Annotated in this window: 20 protein-coding genes; 4 read left to right on the top strand and 16 right to left on the bottom strand. The window is 74.2% G+C overall.

What is annotated here, in order from left to right; translation table 11 throughout:
- Positions 1-3: 3 nt before the first annotated feature.
- The 6 genes from ACZ4M5_RS22375 to pdhA all read right to left on the bottom strand — a co-directional run bounded on the left by ACZ4M5_RS22375 (position 4) and on the right by pdhA (position 7,260).
- Entirely contained in the window at positions 4-1,122 is a 1,119-nt protein-coding gene (locus ACZ4M5_RS22375) for a potassium channel family protein (RefSeq protein WP_467739387.1), read from the bottom strand.
- Entirely contained in the window at positions 1,119-2,540 is a 1,422-nt protein-coding gene (locus tag ACZ4M5_RS22380; RefSeq protein ID WP_467739389.1) for a molybdopterin molybdotransferase MoeA, read from the bottom strand. The genes ACZ4M5_RS22375 and ACZ4M5_RS22380 overlap by 4 nt, the downstream gene beginning before the upstream one ends.
- A complete protein-coding gene (locus ACZ4M5_RS22385) occupies positions 2,537-3,571 on the bottom strand; it encodes an NTP transferase domain-containing protein (RefSeq protein ID WP_467739391.1) in 1,035 nt (344 codons plus the stop codon). The genes ACZ4M5_RS22380 and ACZ4M5_RS22385 overlap by 4 nt, the downstream gene beginning before the upstream one ends.
- A gap of 85 nt (positions 3,572-3,656) precedes the next feature.
- A complete protein-coding gene (locus tag ACZ4M5_RS22390) occupies positions 3,657-5,114 on the bottom strand; it encodes a dihydrolipoamide acetyltransferase family protein (protein WP_467739393.1) in 1,458 nt (485 codons plus the stop codon).
- Positions 5,114-6,118 carry an alpha-ketoacid dehydrogenase subunit beta gene (locus ACZ4M5_RS22395; RefSeq protein WP_467739395.1) on the bottom strand — a complete coding sequence of 335 codons (1,005 nt, stop codon included), beginning with the start codon at positions 6,116-6,118 and terminating at the stop codon, positions 5,114-5,116. The genes ACZ4M5_RS22390 and ACZ4M5_RS22395 overlap by 1 nt, the downstream gene beginning before the upstream one ends.
- Complete coding sequence (gene pdhA, locus ACZ4M5_RS22400) at positions 6,115-7,260, bottom strand: pyruvate dehydrogenase (acetyl-transferring) E1 component subunit alpha (protein WP_467739397.1); 1,146 nt, start codon at positions 7,258-7,260, stop codon at positions 6,115-6,117. Before pdhA ends, ACZ4M5_RS22395 begins: the two co-directional genes overlap by 4 nt.
- Before the next feature lie 188 nt (positions 7,261-7,448).
- Between pdhA and ACZ4M5_RS22405 the strand changes: the two genes are divergently transcribed.
- The gene (locus ACZ4M5_RS22405) at positions 7,449-7,931 is read left to right on the top strand and encodes an Lrp/AsnC family transcriptional regulator (protein ID WP_467739478.1); all 483 of its coding nucleotides are present in this window, start codon (positions 7,449-7,451) and stop codon (positions 7,929-7,931) included.
- Between the two features lie 21 nt (positions 7,932-7,952).
- On the opposite strand, the gene ACZ4M5_RS22410 is transcribed toward ACZ4M5_RS22405, so the two are convergent.
- Complete coding sequence (locus tag ACZ4M5_RS22410) at positions 7,953-8,543, bottom strand: TetR/AcrR family transcriptional regulator (RefSeq protein ID WP_467739399.1); 591 nt, start codon at positions 8,541-8,543, stop codon at positions 7,953-7,955.
- Positions 8,540-10,057, bottom strand: a complete 1,518-nt coding sequence (locus ACZ4M5_RS22415; protein WP_467739401.1) for a 3-hydroxyacyl-CoA dehydrogenase — start codon at positions 10,055-10,057, stop codon at positions 8,540-8,542. Before ACZ4M5_RS22415 ends, ACZ4M5_RS22410 begins: the two co-directional genes overlap by 4 nt.
- Positions 10,058-10,217: 160 nt before the next feature.
- On the opposite strand from ACZ4M5_RS22415, the gene paaN reads away from it, so the two are divergent.
- Entirely contained in the window at positions 10,218-11,909 is a 1,692-nt protein-coding gene (gene paaN / locus ACZ4M5_RS22420) for a phenylacetic acid degradation protein PaaN (protein ID WP_467739403.1), read from the top strand.
- 69 nt (positions 11,910-11,978) lie between these two features.
- On the opposite strand, the gene ACZ4M5_RS22425 is transcribed toward paaN, so the two are convergent.
- From ACZ4M5_RS22425 to ACZ4M5_RS22455, 7 genes are all read right to left on the bottom strand, one after another.
- Positions 11,979-12,728 carry a TrmH family RNA methyltransferase gene (locus tag ACZ4M5_RS22425; protein ID WP_467739405.1) on the bottom strand — a complete coding sequence of 250 codons (750 nt, stop codon included), beginning with the start codon at positions 12,726-12,728 and terminating at the stop codon, positions 11,979-11,981.
- Entirely contained in the window at positions 12,725-13,936 is a 1,212-nt protein-coding gene (locus tag ACZ4M5_RS22430) for an HTTM domain-containing protein (protein WP_467739407.1), read from the bottom strand. Before ACZ4M5_RS22430 ends, ACZ4M5_RS22425 begins: the two co-directional genes overlap by 4 nt.
- Complete coding sequence (locus ACZ4M5_RS22435) at positions 13,933-14,778, bottom strand: DUF5819 family protein (protein WP_467739409.1); 846 nt, start codon at positions 14,776-14,778, stop codon at positions 13,933-13,935. The genes ACZ4M5_RS22430 and ACZ4M5_RS22435 overlap by 4 nt, the downstream gene beginning before the upstream one ends.
- A gap of 484 nt (positions 14,779-15,262) precedes the next feature.
- Positions 15,263-15,592: a rhodanese-like domain-containing protein gene (locus tag ACZ4M5_RS22440; RefSeq protein ID WP_467739480.1), complete on the bottom strand. Its 330-nt coding sequence runs from the start codon at positions 15,590-15,592 to the stop codon at positions 15,263-15,265.
- A 66-nt stretch (positions 15,593-15,658) separates the two neighbouring features.
- Positions 15,659-16,480: a hypothetical protein gene (locus ACZ4M5_RS22445; RefSeq protein ID WP_467739411.1), complete on the bottom strand. Its 822-nt coding sequence runs from the start codon at positions 16,478-16,480 to the stop codon at positions 15,659-15,661.
- A gap of 191 nt (positions 16,481-16,671) precedes the next feature.
- Positions 16,672-18,081, bottom strand: a complete 1,410-nt coding sequence (locus ACZ4M5_RS22450) for a DUF2252 domain-containing protein (RefSeq protein ID WP_467739482.1) — start codon at positions 18,079-18,081, stop codon at positions 16,672-16,674.
- Between the two features lie 267 nt (positions 18,082-18,348).
- Positions 18,349-19,017, bottom strand: a complete 669-nt coding sequence (locus tag ACZ4M5_RS22455) for a ScbR family autoregulator-binding transcription factor (protein ID WP_467739413.1) — start codon at positions 19,015-19,017, stop codon at positions 18,349-18,351.
- Between the two features lie 254 nt (positions 19,018-19,271).
- Here ACZ4M5_RS22455 and ACZ4M5_RS22460 point away from each other — a divergent pair, with 254 nt between their 5' ends.
- Positions 19,272-20,228: a ScbA/BarX family gamma-butyrolactone biosynthesis protein gene (locus ACZ4M5_RS22460; protein WP_467739415.1), complete on the top strand. Its 957-nt coding sequence runs from the start codon at positions 19,272-19,274 to the stop codon at positions 20,226-20,228.
- Positions 20,225-21,148, top strand: a complete 924-nt coding sequence (locus ACZ4M5_RS22465; RefSeq protein WP_467739417.1) for an NAD-dependent epimerase/dehydratase family protein — start codon at positions 20,225-20,227, stop codon at positions 21,146-21,148. The genes ACZ4M5_RS22460 and ACZ4M5_RS22465 overlap by 4 nt, the downstream gene beginning before the upstream one ends.
- Here ACZ4M5_RS22465 and ACZ4M5_RS22470 read toward each other — a convergent pair.
- Positions 21,126-22,469 (bottom strand): cytochrome P450 family protein, encoded by a 1,344-nt coding sequence (locus tag ACZ4M5_RS22470; protein ID WP_467739419.1) that lies wholly within the window; start codon positions 22,467-22,469, stop codon positions 21,126-21,128. The two genes, ACZ4M5_RS22465 and ACZ4M5_RS22470, sit on opposite strands and share 23 nt — an antisense overlap.
- Positions 22,470-22,528: the final 59 nt, after the last annotated feature.

Below are 22,528 nucleotides of genomic sequence, written 5' to 3' on the forward strand. Positions count from 1 at the left end.
CGGCTACTTGTTGCGGGGCATCGGGGGCAGGGGAGGCATCGGGCGGGCGTCCGGCGCGACCTGCGTGCCCGGAGTCTTGCGCACGATGGTGATGAGCCGGTCGGTCAGCTCCAGCCGGCCGACGGCCGGGTCGTCGTAGCCGAGCACCCGGTGACCGCGTATGACGCTGACCACCAGGTCGTCGATCTCCCGGGGGGTCCTGCCCACCTCGGCCTTCACGACCGGCCGCTCCACGATGTCCAGGCCGCTGCCCTGCTGGATGAGGTCCTCCATCACCATGCCGGCCGACGGGCTGAGCACGGACAGGCCGAGCAGCCGGCCGGCGGCGCTGGCACTGGTGATGACGGCGTCGGCGCCGGACTGCTTGAGCAGTGGGGCGTTCTCCTCCTCGCGGACCGCGGCGACGATGTTCGCCCCGCGGTTGAGCTGCCGGGCGGTGAGGGTCACCAGGACCGCCGTGTCGTCGCGCTGGGTGGCGATGATGATCTGGCGTGCCTTGTGGACCTCGGCCCGCTTGAGGACCTCGCTGCGGGTGGCGTCACCGACGATGCCGGCGTATCCCTCGGCGGTCGCGGCGTCGATCACCTTGGAGCTGGGGTCGACGACGACCACCTGTTCCTTCCTCAGGCCCGTCGCACAGACGGTCCGGATCGCCGAGCGGCCCTTGGTGCCGAAGCCGATGACGACGGTGTGATCGCGCAAGGTGGACCTCCAGCGGGTCAGTCGCCACTCCTCCCGGGTGCGTTCGGTGAGGGCTTCCAGGGTCGTACCGACCAGGATGATCAGGAACAGCACGCGCAGCGGCGTGATGACCAGGATGTTCGTCAGCCGGGCGCTCTCGCTGGCCGGGGTGATGTCACCGTACCCGGTGGTGGAGAGGGTGACGGTCGCGTAGTAGAAGGCGTCGAGGAGGGTGAGACCGCCGCCCGCGTTGTCGTTGTAGCCGGCCCGGTCGGCGTAGACGATCAACGCGGTGAGGACGAGGACCGCCAGGGCCATCGAGAGCCGCTTGGCGACCTGGCGGATCGGGTGCTCGACGACCTGCCGCGGGAGTTTCACCCGGTGGGTCACCAGGTGCTCGTCGGCTTGGCGGGCGATGGCGTCCTGGCCCGGAAGTTTCACGTGAAACACACCCCGATTCCTGCGGACGCCCAGGGCATGTCGAGCAGTTCCGCCTCCTGTCCCGTGCCGGCGCCACCCGGCGGGACGACGGCCAGCGCGTCGGCCGCCGCGATGCCGCGCAGCATCGCGGGCCCGTTGTAGTGCAGCGGCATCGCCCGGTCGCCGCGCAGGACCACGGGCACCAGCCGGGTGTCATGGGGGTGCCCGTGCACGGCGTCCCCCAGCGGCATCGTGTACGGCTCGGGGGCGGGGCGGGCGGAGAGGATCCGCAGCAGCGGCTCGGCGAGCGTCAGCAGTCCGGAGACGGCGGCGAGCGGGTTGCCCGGCAGGCCGACCAGATGCCGGGCCTCGCTGATGCGGGCCAGGAGCATGGGGTGCCCGGGCCGGACCTGGACACCGTCCACCAGGAGGTCGGCACCGATGCGCTCCAGGACCGGGTGGACGTGGTCGACCGGGCCGGCGGCCGTGCCGCCGGTGGTCACGACGACGTCGGCGCCCGAGGTGGTGATCGCCTCGTGCAGCGCGTCGATGTCGTCGCGGACGCGCCGGACCGCGGTGACCTCGGCGCCGAGCGCCCGCAGCCACGGCGGCAGCATGGGGCCGAGGGCGTCCCGGATCAGGCCGTCGCGGGGCCGCCCTGCGGTGAGCAGCTCGTCGCCGAGGACGAGGACGTCCACCCGGGGGCGGGGAACGGCGGTGACGGTGTCGTACCCGGCCGCCGCGGCCAGTCCGAGGACCGCCGGGGTGACGAGGGTGCCGACGGGGAGCAACTGATCGCCGGCGCGGCACTCCTGGCCGCGCGGGCGGATGTCCTGGCCGGTGACGACCTCACGCGTGGCGTGCAGCCGGCCCTTGTCGTCGGTGCGGCCGTGCTCGCTGCGCAGGACGGCTGTGGTGTCCGCGGGGATGCGGGCACCGGTGGCGATCCGGACGGCCTCGCCGTCGGTGAGCCGGGCGGGCGCGGCGTGCCCGGCGAGGACGCCCTCGTCCCGGACGGCCCACGGGGCGGGCCCGGCGACCGCCCAGCCGTCCATCGCCGAGGTGTCGAAGGAGGGGAGGTCGGTGAGGGCGTCGAGCGGGACGGCCAGGGTGAGGCCCAGGGCGCCGTCCAGGGGCACGGAGACGGGCTCGCGCCGGGCGGCCCGGACGGTGGCCCGTGCGGTGCGTTCGGCGAGGGAACGGGCCTCGGACCAGGGCGTGGCGCGGTGACCGCGCCCGGATCCGGTCGCGGGGGTACGGGCGTCGCCCTCTGCGGCGGGGTCGCCGGGGCCGTGGTCCCCGGGTGCGGGGTGGTGCGCGCCCGAGCCGTGGCCCCGGCCGCCGAGGGTGCTGTCGTTGCTGTTGCGCACGAGCGCGAGCACCTCCTCGACGTCGAGATCCTCGGCGTCCTCGCCGGCGCGGGTGCCCGGCGGGGTCATCCGGCGTCCGGGCGGGTGTCCGGGGTGGCGTCCGGGGCGACGTCGCCGCTGGGCTGCCCGGGGGCGCCGTCCTGGGGGTGCGCGGGAGCGGCGGTGCTCTCCCGCGCCCAGCGCTCGGCCAGGGCGGCGGCCTTGCGGGAGGCCTCGGCGACCGCCTCGGGGCCGCCCCCGGCCTGTGCGGCGGCGTAGCCGACCAGGAACGTGGTCAGCGGCGCCGCCGGCCTCGCCACCCCGTGGGCGGCGTCGCGGGCGAGGTCGAGCAGTCCGCGGGTGTCGACGTCGAGGTCGAGTCCCAGTTCGTCCTTCACGGCGGAAATCCAGTCATCCAACACGTGCCCATGCTCCCTGATACGTGCCCTGGCGGTGGCGATGTCGTCCCAGGTGTCGCAGTCGAAGGACGCGACGGGGTCCGGGACCCGGGTGAGGTTCAGCTCGGCGACGAGGCGCCGCAGGGGGAGACCGGCGAGCGTGCCGTGCCGTTCCCGCAGCAGTGCGAGGGTCTCGCGCAGGCGCGACGCGCGGTAGGCGGCCACGAGCGGCTGGTCACGGCCGTCCGGGTCGGTGAGCAGCACGCCGTCGGCGCCGCTCGTGTGCAGCGTGTCCAGCAGCCCGGCGACGGTCTGCGCGCTGAGGAACGGCAGATCGGCCGAGAGCACCACGACGTCCCCGGCGGCGGTGTGGCGCAGCCCGGCGTCGAGGGCGGCGACCGGGCCGCCGCCGGGCGGGTCCTCCAGAGCCCAGGTGACGGGCCGTTCGGTGGGTCTCGGCGGGGCGACGACGACGGTCGTGCGGGCGTCCCGGCACGCGGCGAGGACGCGGTCGAGCAGCGCCCGGCCACCCACCCGCACCCCGGGCTTGTCCGCTCCGCCCAGGCGCCGGGCGCCACCGCCCGCGAGCACGACGGCGTCGTGCGCGGCGGGGTGCGGCCCCTGCTCGGGGCCGTTGCCGGCGCGGGGCACCGGACCCGTGCCGGCGCCGGCTGCCGGACCGGTGCCGGCGGGGGGTGTGCCGGTGGGCTCGTTGGCGGTCACGCACCGAGTATGCGTGCCCCCGCGATCACACGGAACGCGGGGGAAGCGACACGATCCCGGCCCCCGGCTCACGGGGTGGACGGAATCAGAGCGTCCGCAGCAGCACCGCCGGCTGTTCCACGCAGTCCGCCACGTACCTCAGGAAGCCGCCCGCCACGCCGCCGTCGCACACCCGGTGGTCGAAGGTGAGGGAGAGCTGGACGACCTGACGCACCGCCAGCTCGCCCTCGTGCACCCACGGCTTGGGGACGATGCGGCCGACGCCGAGCATGGCGGCCTCGGGGTGATTGATGATCGGGGTGGAGCCGTCGACGCCGAAGACGCCGTAGTTGTTCAGCGTGAAGGTGCCGCCCGTCAGGTCGGCGGGCGTCAGTGTCCCCGCCCGGCCTGCCTCGGTCAGCCGGGCGAACTCCGCCGTCAGCGACTCGGCGTCCCGCGCGTGCGCGTCGCGGACGACCGGGACGACGAGCCCCCGGTCGGTCTGGGCCGCGAAGCCCAGGTGCACGTGGTCGAACCGGACGATCTCCCTGGCCTCCGTGTCGACCGTGGAGTTCAGCTCGGGGAAGCGCGCGAGCGCCGCCGTGCAGATCCGGGCCAGCAGGGCCAGGAGGGAGACCTTCGGCCCGCCGGCCGCGTTCATCGCCGCCCGGGCCCGCATCAGCTCCGTGGCGTCGGCGTCCACCCAGCAGGTCGCGTCCGGGATCTCGCGGCGGCTGCGGGCGAGCTTGTCCGCGACGGCGCCGCGGACGCCCTTGAGGGGCGTGCGGATCTCGCCGGGTGCCGCGGTCGCGGAGGACCGGGGCGCGGAGACGTCCGCTGCCGTGCCACGCGGTGCGGCGGTGACGGCCGGGGCCGGCTGCGCCTGCGCCGTGGCCTGCCCGGCCGCGCGCAGGGCGTACTCGACGTCCGCCCGCAGGATCAGCCCGTCGGGCCCGGAACCGGTCAGCTCCCGCAGGTCCAGGCCGTTCTGCCGGGCCAGGCGGCGCACCAGGGGCGAGATCACCGGGACGGGGCCGTCCTCGGCCCGGGCGGCCACGGGGGCGGCACCGTGGCCGTTCACCGCGGGGACGGTGCCCTGGTCGGACACGGCGGGCGCGGCGCTTGCGCCGTCCACGGCGGCACCGGTGGGTGCGGACGGCGTGCCGTGCACCGGGCGGGTCTGGCGCACCCTGCGCCGCCGCGCCGGTGCCTCGGAGGTGCCGTACCCGACCAGGACGTTCCCGGAGCCCTCGGCACCGGCGGCCGCGGGAGTCTCGGTGGTCCGGGCCGGGGCCCCGCCGCCGCCGGAGGCCGGGCGCTCCCCCACTGCCACCGTGATCAGTGGCGCCCCGACGGGCAGTTCCGTGCCCTCCTCGCCGAAGCGGGCCGTGACCACACCGCCGTAGGGGCACGGGACCTCGACCATCGCCTTGGCCGTCTCGACCTCCACGACGGGCTGGTCGATCGCGACCACGTCGCCGACCTCGACCAGCCAGCGCACGATCTCCGCCTCGGTCAGTCCCTCACCGAGGTCGGGCAGCTTGAACTCCAGCACCTGTGCCATCAGCTCTCGGCCTCCCACTGCAGACGCGCCACGGCGTCCAGGATCCGGTCCACGCCGGGCAGATGGTGACGCTCCAGCATGGGCGGCGGGTACGGCAGGTCGAACCCGGCCACGCGCAGCACCGGCGCCTCCAGGTGGTGGAAGCAGCGCTCAGCGATCCGGGACGCGATCTCGCCGCCCGGGCCGCCGTAGGAACCCGACTCGTGGACGACGACCGCGCGGCCCGTGCGCCGCACCGAGGCGCACACCGTCTCGTCGTCGAAGGGCACCAGGGAGCGCAGGTCGACGACCTCCAGGTCCCATCCCTCGGCGCGGGCCGCCTCGGCGGCCTCCAGGCACACGGGCACGGACGGCCCGTAGGTGACGAGCGTGGCGCTGCGGCCGGGGCACCGGACCACCGCACGGCCGATGGGCTCGACCGGGGCGGGCTCCTCCGGGTTCCAGGAGTCCTTGGACCAGTAGAGCCGCTTGGGCTCCATGAAGACGACCGGGTCGTCGGAGGCGATGGACGCGCGCAGCAGCCCGTAGGCGTCGGCGACGGTCGCGGGCGTGACGACGTGCAGCCCCGGGGTCGCCATGTAGTAGGCCTCGGAGGAGTCGCTGTGGTGCTCGACGCCGCCGATGCCGCCGCCGTAGGGGACGCGGATGGTGATCGGCAGGGGCATCTTGCCGCGGGTGCGGTTGCGCATCTTCGCCACGTGCGAGACGAGCTGCTCGAACGCCGGGTAGGCGAACGCGTCGAACTGCATCTCCACGACCGGCCGGAGGCCGTACATGGCCATGCCGACGGCCGTGCCGAGGATGCCCGCCTCGGCGAGCGGGGTGTCGGTGCAGCGGTCCTCGCCGAACTCCTTGGCGAGTCCGTCGGTGACCCGGAAGACACCGCCGAGGGTGCCGACGTCCTCACCCATGACGTGCACGGCGGGGTCGGCGGCCATGGCGTCGCGCAGCGCGCGGGTGAGGGCCTGCGCCATGGTGGCCGGCTTGACGGCGACGGTGGTCATCGGTGCGTGCCCTCCTCCGGCTCGCCTTCGGCCTCCAGCTCGGCCCGCAGCTGCTCGCGCTGCTCCAGCAGCTGCGGCGTGGGCTCGGCGTAGACGTGGCCGAACAGGTCCATCGGGTCGAGGACCGGGTCCTGGTTCATCTGCTCGCGCAGGGCGGCGGCCATGGTCTCGGCGTCCTGGCGGGCGGCCTCGATGCCGGCCTCGTCGAGCAGGCCGCGCCCGGTCAGCTCACGCTCCAGCAGCCGGATCGGGTCGTGCTCGCGCCAGGCCTCGACCTCGGCGTCGCCCCGGTAGCGGGTCGCGTCGTCGGCGTTGGTGTGCGCGTCCATGCGGTAGGTGATCGCCTCCACCAGGACGGGGCCGCCGCCCGCGCGGGCGTGGCGCACCGCGTCGGAGAGGACCTCGTGCACGGCGGCGGCGTCGTTGCCGTCGACCAGGCGGCCGGGCATGCCGTAGCCCACGGCCTTGTGGGCCAGAGACGGGGCCGCGGTCTGCTTGGCGAGCGGGACGGAGATCGCGAAGCCGTTGTTCTGCACGAGGAAGACCACCGGGGCCTGCCAGACGGCGGCAAAGTTCAGCGCCTCGTGGAAGTCGCCCTCGCTGGTGCCGCCGTCGCCGACCATGGCCAGCGCGACCACGTCGTCGCCCTTGAGGCGGGCGGCGTGCGCAAGGCCCACGGCGTGCGGCAGCTGGGTGGCCAGCGGGGTGGACAGGGGTGCGACCCGGTGCTCGTAGGGGTCGTAGCCGGTGTGCCAGTCGCCACGCAGCAGCGTGAGCGCCTCGGCCGGTGCCACGCCCCGGGCGACCACGGCGAGCGTGTCGCGGTAGCTCGGGAAGAGCCAGTCCTGCTCCTGAAGGACCAGCGCGGCGGCGATCTCACACGCCTCCTGGCCGGTGGTGGAGGGGTAGACCGCGAGACGGCCCTGCTTGGTGAGGGCGGTGGCCTGCGCGTTGTAGCGGCGGCCCTTCACCAGCTCCGCGTAGAGCCTGCGCAGCAGCTCCGGGTCGGCCTTCGCGGCCGCCTCGGTGCCGAGGACGCGGTAGGGCTCCGCATCCGGCAGCAGCGGCGCGGGATCCGTGCGGGGCTGCCAGGCGGGCGGCGGGGTCGGCCGGTACGCGCCCCGCTGCTCCATGACCGTCATGACGGCACCTCCTCGTGGGAGCGGCTAGGAGGCACGTCGCCTGTGACGCGCCTCACCTACCGATTGTTCGGTCGTCGGCACATTTTGGCTACGGGTGGCCTCAGGCTGTGGACAAACGGTTCTCCACAACCTGAGATGGACGCAGTACGTCCATCACCGGGAGGCGGGCGCAGGTGGCATCTGAACAAATGGCCGACGGCCGGGACGACGGCCAGACCCCTCCGCCCCGGCCGCTGGACGCCATAGACCAGGACATCCTGCGCATGCTCCAGGCGGACGGCCGCGCCTCGATACGGTCGGTCGCCGAGCGCGTCCACGTCTCGCGGGCCAACGCCTACGCCCGGATCAACCGGCTCGTCGAGGACGGCGTGATCCGGGGTTTCGGCGCCCGCGTCCACCACGAGCGGGCGGGTCAGGGGACCTCCGCGTACGTCACCCTGAAGATCGTGCAGAACTCCTGGCGCACGGTCCGCGAGCAGCTCCGCCAACTGCCCGGCGCCTCGCACATCGCCCTGGTGGGCGGCGACTTCGACGTGCTGCTGCTGGTGCACGTGTCGGACAACCGCGCGCTGCGCGAGCTGGTGCTGACCCGGCTCCAGGCGATCCCGGAGGTGCTGAGCTCGCGCACGCTGCTGGTCTTCGAGGAGGAGGACCTGGAGCCGCAGGGCTGATCCTGGCCGCTCCCGCGCGGTTCAGCCGCTCCTGCGCAGCCCGCCGAACGCCAGCTGCACCACCGCGTCGGCCACCTCGCGCTCGCCCATGCCGCGGCCGTCCGGCCGGTACCACTCCACTATGGAGTTGATCATCCCGAAGACCAGCCGGGTCACCAGCCGGACCTCTACGTCCTCGCGCACGTCCCCGTCCGCCGCGGCGGCCTTGAGCAGGTCGGCGACCCGGTGGTCGAAGTCGCGGCGCCGCTCCAGGGCCCACCGCTCGGTGTCGGTGTTGCCGCGCACCCGCAGCAGCAGCGTCACGTAGGGCAGTTCGGCCATGAGCACCTCGACCATACGCCGCACGACGTGCTCCAGCCGCTCGACGGCGCTGCCCACGCGCGCGTGCTCCTCGTCGAGGATGCCGAACAGGCCGTCGAGGGCGCGGCTGACGGCCCGGCGCAGCAGTTCCTCCTTGCCGGTGACGTGGTGGTAGATCGACGACTTGGAGATGCCGGCCGCCTTGGACAGGTGCTCCATGGAGGTGCCGTCGTAGCCGCGCTCGTTGAACACCTGGACGGCGACGGACAGCAGGGTGTCCGGCGTGTACGTGTCGCGCCTGGCCGTGGTCATGAGGCAGGGCCCTCCCGCTGGTCGGAGGCGTGGGCGTGGCGGTACAGCGCGAGGGACGGCGCGTAACGCCCCGAGGGGTCGCGCAGGTGCAGGTCGTCCAGGAGTGCGTAGGCCCAGAAGCGGCCGAGCCGGCGGCTCCACTCGAAGGGGCCCAGGGGGTAGTTCACACCGAGACGCATCGCGGTGTCGACGTCCTCCTCGGTGGCGACGCCCTTGGCGACGGCGTCGTGGGCGAGGTCGATGATCCGCGCCACCGTGCGGGCGACGATCATGCCGGGCACGTCCCCGATGACGCTGACCTTCTTGCCGAGCGCCTGGAACAGCCCGATGGCCTCCGCGAGGGTGCGCGGCGCGGTGTCCTGGGAGGCGGACAGGGCGATCCGGGTCGCCTTGCGGTAGTCCAGGGCCAGGTCGAAGTAGACGACGTCGCGGAACTCCACCGAGGTCTGCCCGTCGGCGAGGACCAGCTGGCCGCCGCTCGGCAGCACCAGCCGCGAGCCGTTGTCCTCGTCCTCCTCGCGCACCTCGACGCCCGCTTCGCGGATCATCGCGAGCAGCTCGCCGGCCGGCCCCAGGTCACCCTCGGCGACGACGTACGCCGGCGGCTGCCGCTGGTCCGCCGTGTCCGGCTCGGGACGCTCGGCGCCGTCCCGGTGGTCGTACCAGCCGTGACCGCTCTTGCGTCCCAGCCGGCCGGACTCGACCAGCCGCCGCTGGGCGAGTGACGGCGTGAAGCGCACGTCCTGGAAGAAGGACTCCCACACCGAGCGCGTCACCGACTCGTTGACGTCCTGGCCGATCAGGTCCGTCAGCTCGAAGGCGCCCATGCGGAAACCGCCGGACTCGCGCAGCACCGCGTCGATGGTGGCCGGGTCGGCGCCCTGTGCCTCGTACACCGCGAAGGCCTCGGCGTAGAAGGGCCGGGCGATGCGGTTGACGATGAAGCCCGGGGTGTCCGCGCAGGCGACCGGCGTCTTGCCCCAGGCCCGGGCGGTCTCGTACGCGCGCGTGGCCGAGGTGACGTCGGTGGCGAAGCCGGAGACGACCTCGACCAGCGGCAGCAGCGGCGCGGGGTTGAAGAAGTGCAGTCCCACGAACCGGCCCGGGACGCGCAGGGCGCCGCCGATGGCGGTGACGGACAGGGACGAGGTGTTGGTGGCGAGCAGGCAGTCGTCGCCGACGACGTCCTCCAGCTCGCGGAACAGCGTCTGCTTGACGTCCAGCCGCTCCACGACCGCCTCGACGACCAGGGCGCAGCCGGCCAGCTCGGCGAGGGTCTCGGCGGGCCGGAGCCGGGCCCGGGCGGCGTCCCGGTCGCCGGCCGACAGGCGTTCCTTCTCGACGAGGCGGTCCAGCCGCGCGCCGATGGCGTCGGCCGCCTGCCGCGCCCGCCCCGGCAGGGCGTCGTACAGCCGCACCGGATGGCCCGCCATCAGCGCGACCTGGGCGATCCCCTGGCCCATGGTGCCGGTGCCGACGACCGCCACGGGGCTGCTGAGGTCGAGTGCTGTCATGTGCGCGATCCTCCCGCACGGGGTTTTCCACAGATGCGGCGGACCCCCTTGAACCGACCGATCGTTCGGTTACTCTAGCTCTGTCCGAGTGTTCCTGCCCAGGTTTCTGCCCAGGTCATGAACTCGACGAGGAGTTCTTGAGACGAGGAGTTGGTCACCCATGACCGCCGCACTCTCGGCGCACGAGCTGATCGCCCGGCACCGGTCCACCCTCGACCAGGCGCTGGAAGCGATCCGCACGCGCGCCTACTGGTCCCCCCACCCCGAGCACCCCAAGGCCTACGGGGAGAACGGCAGCCTGGACGCGGCGGCGGGCAAGGCCGCCTTCGACGCCCTGCTCGGCTCCCGCCTCGACCTCGGCCAGCCCGGGACGGACGACTGGGTGGGCGGCGAGACGTCCCCGTACGGCGTCGACCTGGGCGTCACCTACCCGCACGCCGACCTCGACGTGCTGCTGCCCGCCATGAAGGCCGGGCAGCGGGCCTGGCGGGACGCGGGCGCGGAGCAGCGCGCGGTGGTCTGCCTGGAGATCCTCAAGCGCATCAGCGACCGCACGCACGAGTTCGCGCACGCCGTCATGCACACCTCCGGCCAGGCGTTCATGATGGCGTTCCAGGCGGGTGGCCCCCACGCCCAGGACCGCGGCCTGGAGGCGGTGGCCTACGCGTACGTGGAGCAGGTCCGCACGCCCGACAACGCCGAGTGGACCAAGCCGCAGGGCAAGCGCGACCCGCTGGCCCTCACCAAGCAGTTCACGCCGGTCCCGCGCGGTATCGCCCTGATGATCGGCTGCAACACGTTCCCGACGTGGAACGGCTACCCGGGCCTGTTCGCCTCCCTCGCCACCGGCAACGCGGTCCTGGTCAAGCCGCACCCGCGCGCGGTGCTGCCGCTCGCGCTCACCGTCCAGGTCGCGCGCGAGGTGCTCACCGAGGCCGGCTTCGACGCGAACCTGGTCGCGCTGGCCGCCGAGCGGCCCGGCGAGGGCATCGCCAAGACCCTCGCCCTGCGCCCCGAGATCCGGATCATCGACTACACGGGCTCGACGGAGTTCGGCGACTGGCTGGAGTCCAACGCCCGCCAGGCGCAGGTCTACACGGAGAAGGCCGGCGTCAACACGGTCGTCGTCCACTCCACGTCCGACTACAAGGGCATGCTCTCCAACCTGGCCTTCTCGCTGTCCCTGTACAGCGGCCAGATGTGCACGACCCCGCAGAACCTGCTGATCCCGCGCGAGGGCATCTCCACCGACCAGGGCCCCAAGTCCTACGACGAGGTCGTCGCGGACCTGGCCCGGGCGGTGGACGGACTGCTCGGCGACGACGCCCGGGCGAACGCCCTGCTCGGCGCCATCGTCAACCCGGACGTGAAGGCCCGGCTGGAGGCCGCCGCCGGCCTGGGCGAGGTCGCCCTGGCGTCCCGTGAGATCACCAACCCGGACTTCCCGGGGGCGGTCGTGCGCTCGCCCGTGATCGTGAAGCTGGACGGGGCCAAGCCGGACGCGGAGGCCGCGTACATGAACGAGTGCTTCGGGCCGGTGTCCTTCGCCGTCGCGGTCGACTCGGTCACGGATGCGGTGGAGCTGCTGGCCCGGACCATCCGCGAGAAGGGCGCGATGACGGTCGGCGCGTACACCTCCGACCCCGAGGTGGAGCAGGCCGTGCAGGAGGTGTGCCTGGAGGAGGCGGCCCAGCTGTCGCTCAACCTGACGGGCGGGGTGTACGTGAACCAGACGGCCGCCTTCTCCGACTTCCACGGCTCGGGCGGCAACCCGGCGGCCAGCGCGGCCCTGTGCGACGGCGCGTTCGTGGCCAACCGGTTCCGGGTGGTCGAGGTGCGGCGGGAGGCCTAGGAACCCCGGGGGTGCGGTGAGTGCGCGAGTGCCGGTTGTTCGTGGTGGCTCGCGCAGTGCCCCGCGCCCCTACGGGGCCGCTCCGCAATCCGCGCTCCAGTGGTACAGAGTCATCGCCACGCTCGTCGCCAGGTTGTAGCTGCTGACCTGGGGGCGCATGGGCAGGGACAGCAAGTGGTCGGCCCGGGCGCGCAGTTCGGGTGACAGGCCCGTGCGTTCCGAACCGAACGCGAGGACGGCGTCGTCCGGGAGGTTCACGCCCCGGAGGTCGTCGCCCTCCGGGTCAAGGGCGAAGAGCGGCCCGTGCGGCAGTTCGCCGACGGTCAGGCGTTCCACCGCGGTCGCGAAGTGCAGGCCCGCGCCGCCGCGCACGACGGTCGGGTGCCAGGGGTCGACGGTCCCGGTCGTCACCACACCGGTCGCCCCGAAACCCGCCGCCAGGCGGATCACCGCCCCCGCGTTGCCGAGGTTGCGCGGGTTGTCCAGGACCACCACCGGGGCCGTGCGCGGCCGGTGCGCCAGCTTCTCCAGGTGCGAGGCACGCGACGGGCGGACGGCCAGGGCGGCCACCCCCGTCGGGTGGGGACGCGGCACGAGCGAGGCGTACGTCTGCTGCGGCACCTGGGTCAGCAGGCCGTCCAGCGTCTGCCGCACGTCCGGCGCCAGCTCGGCGGCCAGGGCGAGCGCGGCCGCCCGGTCGGCGGCGACCGCCACCGGCACCTCGGCGCCGAACCGCAGCGCGTGCTTGAGGGCGTGGAAGCCGTCGAGCAGGACGGTCTCGCCGGCGATCCGGTGCCAGAGGGTGACGGGGTCGGTCATGTCCGGAAGCCTACGTGCGCGGCATCGGTGCCCTCCGGGGCGCGCTGCCCGGGCACCGGCGCCCGCCCGCCGCGCCGCAGCAGCCGGTCGCGGGCCCGGGCCGTCGCTCCGCCCAGGCGGCGCAGGAAACCCGTCGGCAGGAACACCGCGTCCGCCGCGATCATCGCCAGCGAGAAAAACGGCAGCCCCAGGACGACGGCGATCGCCGCGTGCTCGGTGATCATGACGGCGAGCAGGACGTTCTTCACCCGCCGGTTGAGCAGCGTGAACGGGAAGGCGACCTGCACCAGGACCGTCCCGTACGTCACCAGCAGGACCATCGTGCCGCTGGCCGACAGCACGTCCGCGAGCGCGGGCCAGGGCGAGAAGTACTCCAGGTGGAGCGGGTAGTAGACGGCGGTGCCGTCCTGCCAGCGCGAGCCCTGGATCTTGTACCAGCCGGCCGTCGCGTAGATGAGGCACGTCTCCGCCATGATCACGAGCAGCGCGCCGTTGTGCACGATGTGGGCCACGACGTCCAGCAGCATCCGCGGCTCAGCGGTCCGGGCGGACCGTCCCACCAGCCACCACAGGGCCTGCCCCAGCCACACCGTCCACAGCAGCGCCGGGACCAGCCAGTCGCCCTCCATCCGCCCGGACAGGGTCACCGCGGCCAGCACGGCCCCGAGCACCGCCCACAGGACCGGGCCGGTCCGGTCGGTGACCCGCTCGCCCCGGGCACGGGCCGCGGCGTCCCGTGCGGCGCGCCGGGCGTCCAGCGACCACACCCGGCCGCAGCGTGTGAACACCAGGTAGATCGACATCAGGTGCAGCACGTTGTCGCCGCCGTCGCCCATGAAGACGCTGCGGTTCTGCAGCGACAGCACACCCACCATGAACAGCACCGACATGGTGCGCGTGCGCCAGCCCAGCACCAGCAGGGCCGCGGCCAGGAGCGCCAGCGCGTAGACGGCCTCGAACCAGGCGCGGCCGTCGAACCACATGAGGGCGGTGAAGGACCCGTTGGAGCCGATCAGCTGCTCGGCGAGGTCCCGGCTCCAGGGGCCGTCGGGGCCGTACAGCTCCCCGCGGTGGGGGATCTCGCGCAGCAGGAACAGCAGCCAGGTGAGGCCGGTGCCGATGCGCACGATCGCGGTCTGGTACGGGCCGAGGGCGGTCTCCGTGACCCGGGCGACGGCGCGCGAGGCGGCCAGGGACCAGCGGTTCATCCCACGCCTCCCACGGCCTCGTCCCGCGGCACCTTCCACCAGGGCAGCTCACGATAGGACGGCGTCGTGGCGACCTTCTCCCGGCTCCACTCGGGCGGGGGCACGTTGCTGGTGCGCGAGCGGAACTGGACGCGTTCGACGACGCCCTCGCCCCCGGTCGCGGCGCGCACCGCGTCGGCCCGGTCCAGGCGCAGCACCGCGATGCGCCGCAGGTACGACTCTGAGAGCGCGCCGCGCAGCCCGGCCGGCCGGTTCCGGCTGTCGTGCGTGGCCACGTAGAAGTCCCAGGCGCGGCGCAGTTCGTTCTGCTGGGTGTGGCTCGGCAGCGGATTGCCGTCGATGGCCCGGCCGTCCTCGGCGGACAGGTCGTACCAGCCGGTGGTCGGTGTCGTGCCGTCCCGCCCCCGGACCTGGGCCCGGACCTGCACCGAGACGTTCTGCTGCAGCGGGTTCGGCGCGAACAGCTTCCAGTTCTGCTCGAACTCGGGGTAGATCCAGTCGTCCACGGCACTGCCGTGCTGCCGGGTGAGCGTGTTTGCCGGGGCGACGTGCAGGAAGGTCATCCCGATGTGCGCGCAGACCCCGGCCGCCACGATCGCCAGCGCCACCGCGACGGCGATGCGGTAGCCGAGGGGGAGACCGGCGATCCCGGTCCGGGGATCGCCGAGATCGCCGGGATCGGCGGGATCGGCGGAATCAGCAGGATCAGCGGCATAGGCGGCATCGCCGGGTCCGGCCGGGGGGTCGTGCACGGGCCGGGCGCCGGGTGGCGGGCCGTGGTCCGGCCCTCCGGGCCCGCCCGGCGCGTGCCGGGTCGCCGAGCCCTCGTCGTACGCGTCCATTCCGCCCCGTTCCCGATCCCGGTCCGTCGTTCCGCCCGCCCGGTCGCGAGGGCGTCGTCCCGCCGCGCAGCGCCGCGCGGCCCCGGCACGGCACGGCACGGTACTCAGGCGGGCCGCCCGGGCACATCCCCCGTCACGGGTTCGCGGCCGTGGCCGTCACCACACCGCCCGAGGGCTCCGACCGTACGGCGGTCGCGGCCGTCCCGGGGCGCGAACGGGGCATCCGATGCGGCCCACCCGCCCGCCGACGCCCACTGCGGCCTGCACCACCCACTGCGGCCTCCTCGCCCTGGGCCCGCCATCGCCCGCCGCGCCCGCCACCGCCACCGGCACCGCGGCGACCGCCGCCGCCCCTGCCGCTGCCTCCGCCGTGCGGGGAGGGGCGCCCCGCCAACCGTCGGACAGGACACCGGACGGCACACCGGACGGCACCACCCCGCCGCCCGTCCGCCGCCCGTCAGCCGTCCGTCCGCCGCCCGGGACGCTAGAGGACGAACCCCGGCTGTCCGTCGTCCGTGACCACGGGACGGCCCGCCGCCTCCCACACCTGCATGCCGCCCTCGATGTTCACGGCGTCGATGCCCTGCTGCGCCAGGTACATCGTGACCTGGGCGGAACGCCCCCCGGACCGGCAGATCACGTGGACCCGGCCGTCCTGCGGGGCCGCCTCGGTCAGCTCGCCGTAGCGGGCGACGAAGTCACTGATGGGGATGTGCAGCGCGCCTTCGGCGTGACCGGCCTTCCACTCGTCGTCCTCCCGGACGTCCAGCAGGAAGTCGCCGTCCTTGAGGTCCGCGACCGCGACCGTGGGCACACCAGCTCCGAAATTCATGCGCCCGACGCTACCGGAAAGGCCCGCCCAGGCGGCCCGCGCCCGGACTCAGCACGTGCCCTCGCCGAGCAGCGCGGCCAGCTCGGTCTCCCGCTCACCGACCTGCGTGAGCAACTGCTGCCCGATCTCGTCCAGCAGCCGGTCCGGGTCCTCCGGGGCCAGCTGGAGCATGTGCCCGATGGCGCTGTCCTCCAGCTCCCTGGCGAGCAGGGCCAGCAGCTCCTTGCGCTGGGCGAGCCATTCGAGGCGCGCGTACAGCTCCTCGGCCCGGCTCGGCAGGCGCTTCAGCTCGGGTCCCTTCGCCCACTCCTCGGCGAGTTCACGCAGCTCGGCCTCGTCACCGCGGGCATAGGCGGCGTTCACCCGCGTGATGAACTCCTCCCGCCGCGTGCGCTCGTCCTCCTCCTGCGCGAGGTCGGGGTGGGCCTTGCGGGCGAGGTCGCGGTAGAGCTTGCGGGCCTCCTCGCTGGGACGGACCCGCTGCGGGGGCCGGACCGGCTGGTCCGTGAGCATCGCCGCGGCCTCGGGGAACAGACCGCTGTCGTCCATCCAGCCGTTCAGCAGCTCCTCGACCCCGGGGATCGGGGCGAGGTGGGCCCGGGCCTCGTCCGCGCGACGCCGGTCGTCCGGGTCACCGGTGCGGGCGGCCCTGGCCTCCAGGATCCGGGCGTCCAGCTCCTCCAGGCGGGCGTAGAGCGGTCCGAGCTTCTGCTCGTGCAGCCGGGAGAAGTTCTCGACCTCGACGCGGAAGGTCTCGACGGCGATCTCGTACTCGATCAGCGCCTGCTCGGCGGCCCGTACGGCCCGCTCCAGCCGCGCCTCGGGCCGGGCGGCGTCGCCGCCCTCGTGCTCAGCTTCCGGGGTCGTCACCCGACCAGCGTAGGCCACGGCCCGTCCCCGTCCGTGCCCCGGACGGGGATTGCCGCCGCCCGGCCCCGGCGCCGCGACCTGGCATCCTTCCGCCGGCCCTCGTGCCCGGGACCGGCGGCCCGGCGAACCGCCCGGTCCCCGGACCAGGGCCTCCGGCCGACGGGCACCGCTCCCCCCGAGCCTCCGGCGCCCTACACCCCCGTCTCCGCCGCGATCCTGCCCGCTCTGATGCCCGCCAGCAGATCTGCGTGATCCGCCTCCGTGCGCTCGGCGTAGGCGACGGCGAAGTCCCTCACCGCCTCGTCCAGCTCCTCGTTCTTCCCGCAGTAGCCGGCGACCAGCCGCGGATCGGCGCTGTGTGCGTGCGCCCGGGCCAGGAGGGCGCCGGTCATGCGGCCGTAGTCGTCCAGCTGGCCGGGGGCCAGGGCGGCCGGATCGACGCTGCCCTTGCGGTTGCGGAACTGGCGGACCTGGTAGGCCCGGCCGTCGACCGTCGTCCAGCCCAGCAGGTTGTCGCTCACCACCTGCATCCGCTTCTGCCCCAGCACCACCCGGCGGCCCTCGTGCCCGGCCTCCGGCACCTCGATGCCGGCGGTCACCAGATGCGGCACCAGGGCCGACACCCGCGCCTCCTTCACCTGCAGCACCAGCGGCTCACCGCGATGGTCCAGGAGCAGCACGACGTAGGACCGGGTGCCGACGCTGCCGGTGCCGACGACCCGGAACGCCACGTCCTGCACGGCGTACCGGGCGAGCAGCGGCAGACGGTCCTCCGGCAGGGTGCCGACGTACTCCTCCAGGGAGAGCGCCACCGCCGCGGCCTCCTCGTCCGGCACGCGCCGCAGCACGGGAGGGGCGTCGACGAAGCGGCGCCCGCCGCCGGCGGTGGCCTCGGTCGACTTGGCCGCGAAACGCCCGCTCGTGTTGTGACGGGCCTTGTCCGAGATCCGCTCCAGCGTGCCGAGCAGGTCGTGGGCGTCGGCGTGGGACACGAGCTGCTCGTCCGCGATGGCGTTCCAGGCGTCCAGCACGGGCAGCCGGGCCAGCAGCCGCATGGTCCGGCGGTAGGCGCCCGCCGCGTCGTGCGCCGCCTTGCGGCACTGGTCCTCGTCCGCGCCCGCCTCGCGGCCCGCCAGTACCAGCGAGGTCGCCAGACGCTTGAGGTCCCACTCCCAGGGGCCGTGCACCGTCTCGTCGAAGTCGTTCAGATCGATGACGAGCCCGCCGCGGGCGTCGCCGTACAGGCCGAAGTTGGCCGCGTGGGCGTCTCCGCAGATCTGCGCCCGGATGCCGGTCATGGGCGTGCGCGCCAGGTCGTGGGCCATGAGGCCGGCCGAGCCGCGCAGGAAGGAGAAGGGCGAGGCGGCCATGCGGCCGACCCGGATCGGGGCGAGTGCGGGGAGCCGCCCGCGGCCCGACTCCTCGACCGCGCCCAGAGCGTCGGGACGGGAGGCGTCCAGGTCCAGCGCGGCGTGCGCCCGGCGCGGAGTCCCCCGGCGCAGGGCCTTGCCCTCGCGCTTCGGCGACCCCTCGGCCGGCCATGCGGCGAATCCACGCACCCGCGGCAGCCGCCGCCCCGGCCCGGGCCCGCCCCCGGCCATCGATCCGCTCTCCGGCCCGGCCCCGCCCCCGGCGCTCGATCCGCTCTCCGTCCCGGTCATCCCGGCCGCCTCCCCCGTACCCGCACGAACATCAACTCGTGCCGACCGTACAACCGGCGCCCGGAACGCGTCAGACCCTGTGGACAACTTCGTGCCTGTGGACGACGTCCAGCGTCAGGAGGACACCCCAGGGGGACGCTCAGCGCCCGAGGGCGAGGCCGAGCCCCAGGCCCCAGGCCCCAGGCCCCAGGCCGGGAAGCACAGCTGTCAGCTGCCGGAGACGGCCCGTGCCTCAGCCGGTTCCGTGTCGCCGCCCTCCGCCAGCAGCCGCTCCCCCCGGTCCGCCGACACCTCGAGCCGGGCCAGCACCGCGGGAACGGCGATGCTCGGCAGGAAGTGCTCGAAGAGCACGACGACCCGCTGCTCCAGGTCCTGCCGCTGGCAGCGCAGCTGGGACAGCAGCTGCACCCCCGAGAAACTGCCGACCAGCAGTTCCGCCGTGGCCGCCACGTCGACGTGGGGCAGCAACTCGCCCCGCTCCTTGGCCTCGCCCAGCGTCTGCGCGTTCTGGTCGATCCACATCTGGAAGGCCGGCGACCGGTCCAGGTCCACGGCCCCCTGGTCGAGGGCGAGCCCCACGCTGGCCCGCACCAGGGGCTCGGACTTCAGCCGGCGGGCCAGCACCAGCCCGGAGTCGACGAGTTCCTGGAGCTTGCTGGCCTGCGGCGGGAGCGTCGGCGCGAGCTGCTCCCCGAACACCCCTGCCGCCAGCTCCTCCTTGGAGCCGAAGTGGAAGTACAGCGCGCCCTTGGTGACGCCCGCCCGGTCCAGGATCTCCCCGATGGTCGCCGAGGTGTAGCCGCGTTCGTCGAAGACGGCCGCGGCCGCCTCCAGGATGGTCCGCCGTGTGCGGATCGCGCGCTCCTGACGCGTCATCGGGTGCCTCCTGATCTCCGTCTGTCCCTGTGACATCGCATGACGTCGCACTGCGTCGGCGGCGGGAGAGCCTGTCCGGGCGGTGGGCCGCGCCCTCTGCGAAGACCGGCGCGCCTTTGAAAATGACCGGCGCGTCCGTACCTTAGTCGGACGCCGACCGCAGCCAGGCAGCCGATCCCCGGGGGGTTCCCGTGCCGGAGACAGCCCCTTCGAGCCCGCTCGCGGACGGCCTGAGGAGACCCGGGCGCCACCCCGTGGACAGGACCCTCGTGGCCGCCGGGAACGCGCCGCACCCCGGCCGCCGTCCTCCGCAGACCGCCGTCACCCGCGAACTCGCCCATCGCACCGCCGACACGGACGTCTTCCCCACCCGGTGGCACCGAATCTCGGACACCCGGTTCCGCTTCACCGCGCACTGGCCCGCCGACCACCCCTTCTTCGGGCCCGTCGACGAGCGGCACCAGGACCCGATGGTGGTGGGAGAAACGTTGCGCCAGGCGTCGATGGTGCTGGCGCACGCCGAGTTCGGCGCCCCGCCGGACACCCGCTTCGTCATGGCGGACCTGGCGGTCGGCACGGACCCCGCCGCGCTGCCGTTGTCGGAGGCCGGCGAACCGGTGGAGATCGACGTGGAGTGCTCGGAGGTACGCCGCCGCGGCCGCCGTCTGGCGGGCATGCGCACCACGATGGAGTTCCGCCGCGCCGGCCGCTTCGTCGCCCGTGGCACCGGCAGCACCGGCTGCGTCTCGCCGCCCGCCTACCGCCGGCTGCGCGCCGGGCGGCTCGACGCCTGGGACACCCCGGTGCCGCCGCTGCCGGGCCTGCCGCCCGGGACCGTGGGCCGGGCACGCGCCGCGGACGTCCTGCTGGCCCCCACCGGCCGGCCCGGCGTCTGGCGGCTGCGGGTGGACAGCGGCCACCCGCACCTCTTCCCGCGGCCCAACGACCACGTGCCCGGCATGGCCCTGTTCGAGGCGGCCCGCCAGGCGGCCGCCGCCGCGTCCGGCGTGCGCCCCTTCCCGCCCTCGACGATGTCGGTCGTCTTCGCCCGCTACGCCGAACTGCACGACCCCTGCCTGCTCGCGACGGAGCTGCTCGGCGCGGACCCGCAGCAGGTGACGGTCCGGGTCACCGGACGCCAGGGCGGCGAGACGGTGTTCACGGCCGTGCTGACCTCCGCCCGAACGGCGCCGGTACGGTCCGTGGGGTGACGACCCAACTTCTGATCGCCGGGGCGAGCGGATTCGTCGGCAGCCGGGTGGCCGCCGAGGCACGCCGCCGGCCGGACGTGCGCGTCCGGCTGCTGTCCCGGCAGGCCCCGCCCGGCCCCGAGTACGTCCACGGCGATCTGGCCGTCCCGCCCTCCCTGCGCGGTGCCTGCGCCGGCATCGACGTCCTGGTCCACTGCGCCTCCAGGATCGGCGGCGACGTGTCCACCGCCGAGGCCGTCAACGACCGCGGCACCCGCGCCCTCGTCGAGGAGGCCGTACGCGCCGGTGTGGGCCGGATCGTGTACGTGAGCACGGCCGCCGTCCACGGCCGGGGCCCGTTCCGGGGCGTGCGCCCCGGTGAGGCACCGATCGCCCCCGTCTCGGCCACCAGCCGCACCCGGGCGGCCGCCGAGCGGCACGTCCTGGACGCGGGCGGCCTGGTCCTGCGTCCGCACCTGGTGTACGGCGAGGGCGACCGCTGGGTGGTCCCCGGGCTCGTGTGGCTGATGGACGAACTGTCGGCCACCCTCACCGGCTGCGACGCGCTGCACTCGATGATCGACGTCGCCGCCCTGGCCCGCGCGGTGGTGGCCGCGGCCCTGTCCCCCCGGTACGCCGGTGGCGTGCGCCATGTGAACCACCCCGAGCCGGTGCCCGTCATGGATCTGCTCGACACGGTGCGCGCCGAGGTCGCCGAGCCCCGTGCGGACGCCCGGGTGGACGTGCCCACCGCCCTGGAGCGGGCCGCGGCCTCACCCCGGGCCCTGCACCACCTCAGGATGCTCACCGTCGACCACTGGTTCGCGGACGACGCGTTCTGGACGGACGTGGACTGCCCGCCCGGCGAGGGGTTCGCCACCGGGTTCGCCCGGGCGGCGCCCTGGTACCGCTCCTACCTCAGGAACCGGACGGCTCCCTGACCGGCTCCGTCCGTCCCGGCTCCCTGACCGGCTCCGGCTCCGTCCGCCCCGGCCCCCGGTGCCCCGGCCGGGCGTCCGGTTCGGCCCCGTGCAGCAGCACCGGCAGGCTCTCGTGGCCCGTGGAGATGATCGACCGCAACCGCCGGGGCGGACGCGAGGGATCGGCCAGGGCCAGCCGGGGGAAGCGCGCGAACAGGGAGGACAGCGCCACCGTCGCCTCGGCCATGGCCAGGGGCCGGCCCAGGCAGTGGTGCACCCCGTGGCCGAAGGACACGTGGTCGCGGCTGGTCGGGCGGGTGAGGTCGTAGCGGTCGGCGTCCGGCCCGTGCCGCTCGGGGTCGCGCCCGGCGCCGGCGAAGGAGACCACCAGGGGATCGCCCTGCGGGATGGTCAGCCCCGGCTCGATCTCGATGTCCTCCACGGCGTAGCGCAGACCCGACATCGCACCCGGGGCCTCCAGGCGCAGCGACTCCTCCAGGGCGTCCTCCCAGCTCGCGCGCCCGGAACGGACCAGGGCGAGCTGACCGGGGTGGGCGAGCAGGCTGTGCACGGTGTTGTCGATGAGGTTGACGGTCGTCTCGAAACCGGCGGTGAGCAGCAGGATCAGATTGTCCCTCACCTCCTGTTCGCTCAACTCGCCCGCGTCGTGGGCGGCGAGGAGCGCCGTGGTCAGGTCGTCGGCCGGGTGCTCGCGCTTGTGCCGCAGGAACGCGGTCAGCGTGCCGTAGAGGTCGACGGCGTTCGCCTGGGCGTCCTCCAGGGAGATCGCCGTGTCGAAGAAGCGGTCGATGATGCGGTACAGCTCCGCCCGCGGACCGTCCTCGCCGCGCGGTACGCCGAACAGTTCGCACACCACCTCGTGCGGCACCGGGGCGGCGAACTCCGCCCGCAGGTCGACGACCCGGCCGGGCGGGAAGCCGGCCAGGCGGTCCAGCGCCCGGTCGACGATCTCCCGCACGCGGGGCAGGAGTGCGTCGACGCGGCGCCGGGTGAAGGCGGCGGCCATCGGCCTGCGCAGCCGGCCGTGGTCCTCACCGTAGGCGGTGACCATGTTGCGCACGGAGACCCAGATGGCCAGCGGCCAGGTGCGGGAGACGTCCCCGTTGATCCACGCCGGCCAGTGCCGGTAGGCGTCCTTGCTGGTCTCGGGCCCGGCCAGCAGCCGCTTGTTCAGCTCCAGCCCGTTGATCCACCAGGCCCGTACGCCGCCCGGGAGTTCGACCTCGACGGCAGGGCCGCGGGCGCGGATCCGTTCGATCTCGCCGTAGAGGTCACGGCCGGACGGGTCGATCTTCAGGAAGGGGCAGCCCTGTTGTGCCATGACGTGGCTCCTCGGTCCGGAGGCTGGGCCACCATGGTGCGACCCGGACGACGGGAGCA

The sequence above is a fragment of the Streptomyces sp. NPDC026246 genome (genome assembly GCF_055567995.1).

Bases quoted from the DNA above. Each gene is read 5' to 3' on its own strand.
- ACZ4M5_RS22425 (WP_467739405.1), bottom strand. From the start codon at position 12,728: ATGACCGACCCCGTCACCCTCTGGCACCGGATCGCCGGCGAGACCGTC.
- ACZ4M5_RS22395 (WP_467739395.1), bottom strand. From the start codon at position 6,118: ATGACCACCGTCGCCGTCAAGCCGGCCACCATGGCGCAGGCCCTCACC.
- ACZ4M5_RS22435 (WP_467739409.1), bottom strand. From the start codon at position 14,778: ATGGACGCGTACGACGAGGGCTCGGCGACCCGGCACGCGCCGGGCGGG.
- ACZ4M5_RS22405 (WP_467739478.1), top strand. From the start codon at position 7,449: ATGGCCGACGGCCGGGACGACGGCCAGACCCCTCCGCCCCGGCCGCTG.
- ACZ4M5_RS22410 (WP_467739399.1), bottom strand. From the start codon at position 8,543: ATGACCACGGCCAGGCGCGACACGTACACGCCGGACACCCTGCTGTCC.
- ACZ4M5_RS22380 (WP_467739389.1), bottom strand. From the start codon at position 2,540: ATGACCCCGCCGGGCACCCGCGCCGGCGAGGACGCCGAGGATCTCGAC.
- ACZ4M5_RS22455 (WP_467739413.1), bottom strand. From the start codon at position 19,017: ATGACGCGTCAGGAGCGCGCGATCCGCACACGGCGGACCATCCTGGAG.
- paaN (WP_467739403.1), top strand. From the start codon at position 10,218: ATGACCGCCGCACTCTCGGCGCACGAGCTGATCGCCCGGCACCGGTCC.
- pdhA (WP_467739397.1), bottom strand. From the start codon at position 7,260: ATGACGGTCATGGAGCAGCGGGGCGCGTACCGGCCGACCCCGCCGCCC.
- ACZ4M5_RS22450 (WP_467739482.1), bottom strand. From the start codon at position 18,081: ATGGCCGGGGGCGGGCCCGGGCCGGGGCGGCGGCTGCCGCGGGTGCGT.
- ACZ4M5_RS22415 (WP_467739401.1), bottom strand. From the start codon at position 10,057: ATGACAGCACTCGACCTCAGCAGCCCCGTGGCGGTCGTCGGCACCGGC.
- ACZ4M5_RS22430 (WP_467739407.1), bottom strand. From the start codon at position 13,936: ATGAACCGCTGGTCCCTGGCCGCCTCGCGCGCCGTCGCCCGGGTCACG.
- ACZ4M5_RS22390 (WP_467739393.1), bottom strand. From the start codon at position 5,114: ATGGCACAGGTGCTGGAGTTCAAGCTGCCCGACCTCGGTGAGGGACTG.
- ACZ4M5_RS22470 (WP_467739419.1), bottom strand. From the start codon at position 22,469: ATGGCACAACAGGGCTGCCCCTTCCTGAAGATCGACCCGTCCGGCCGT.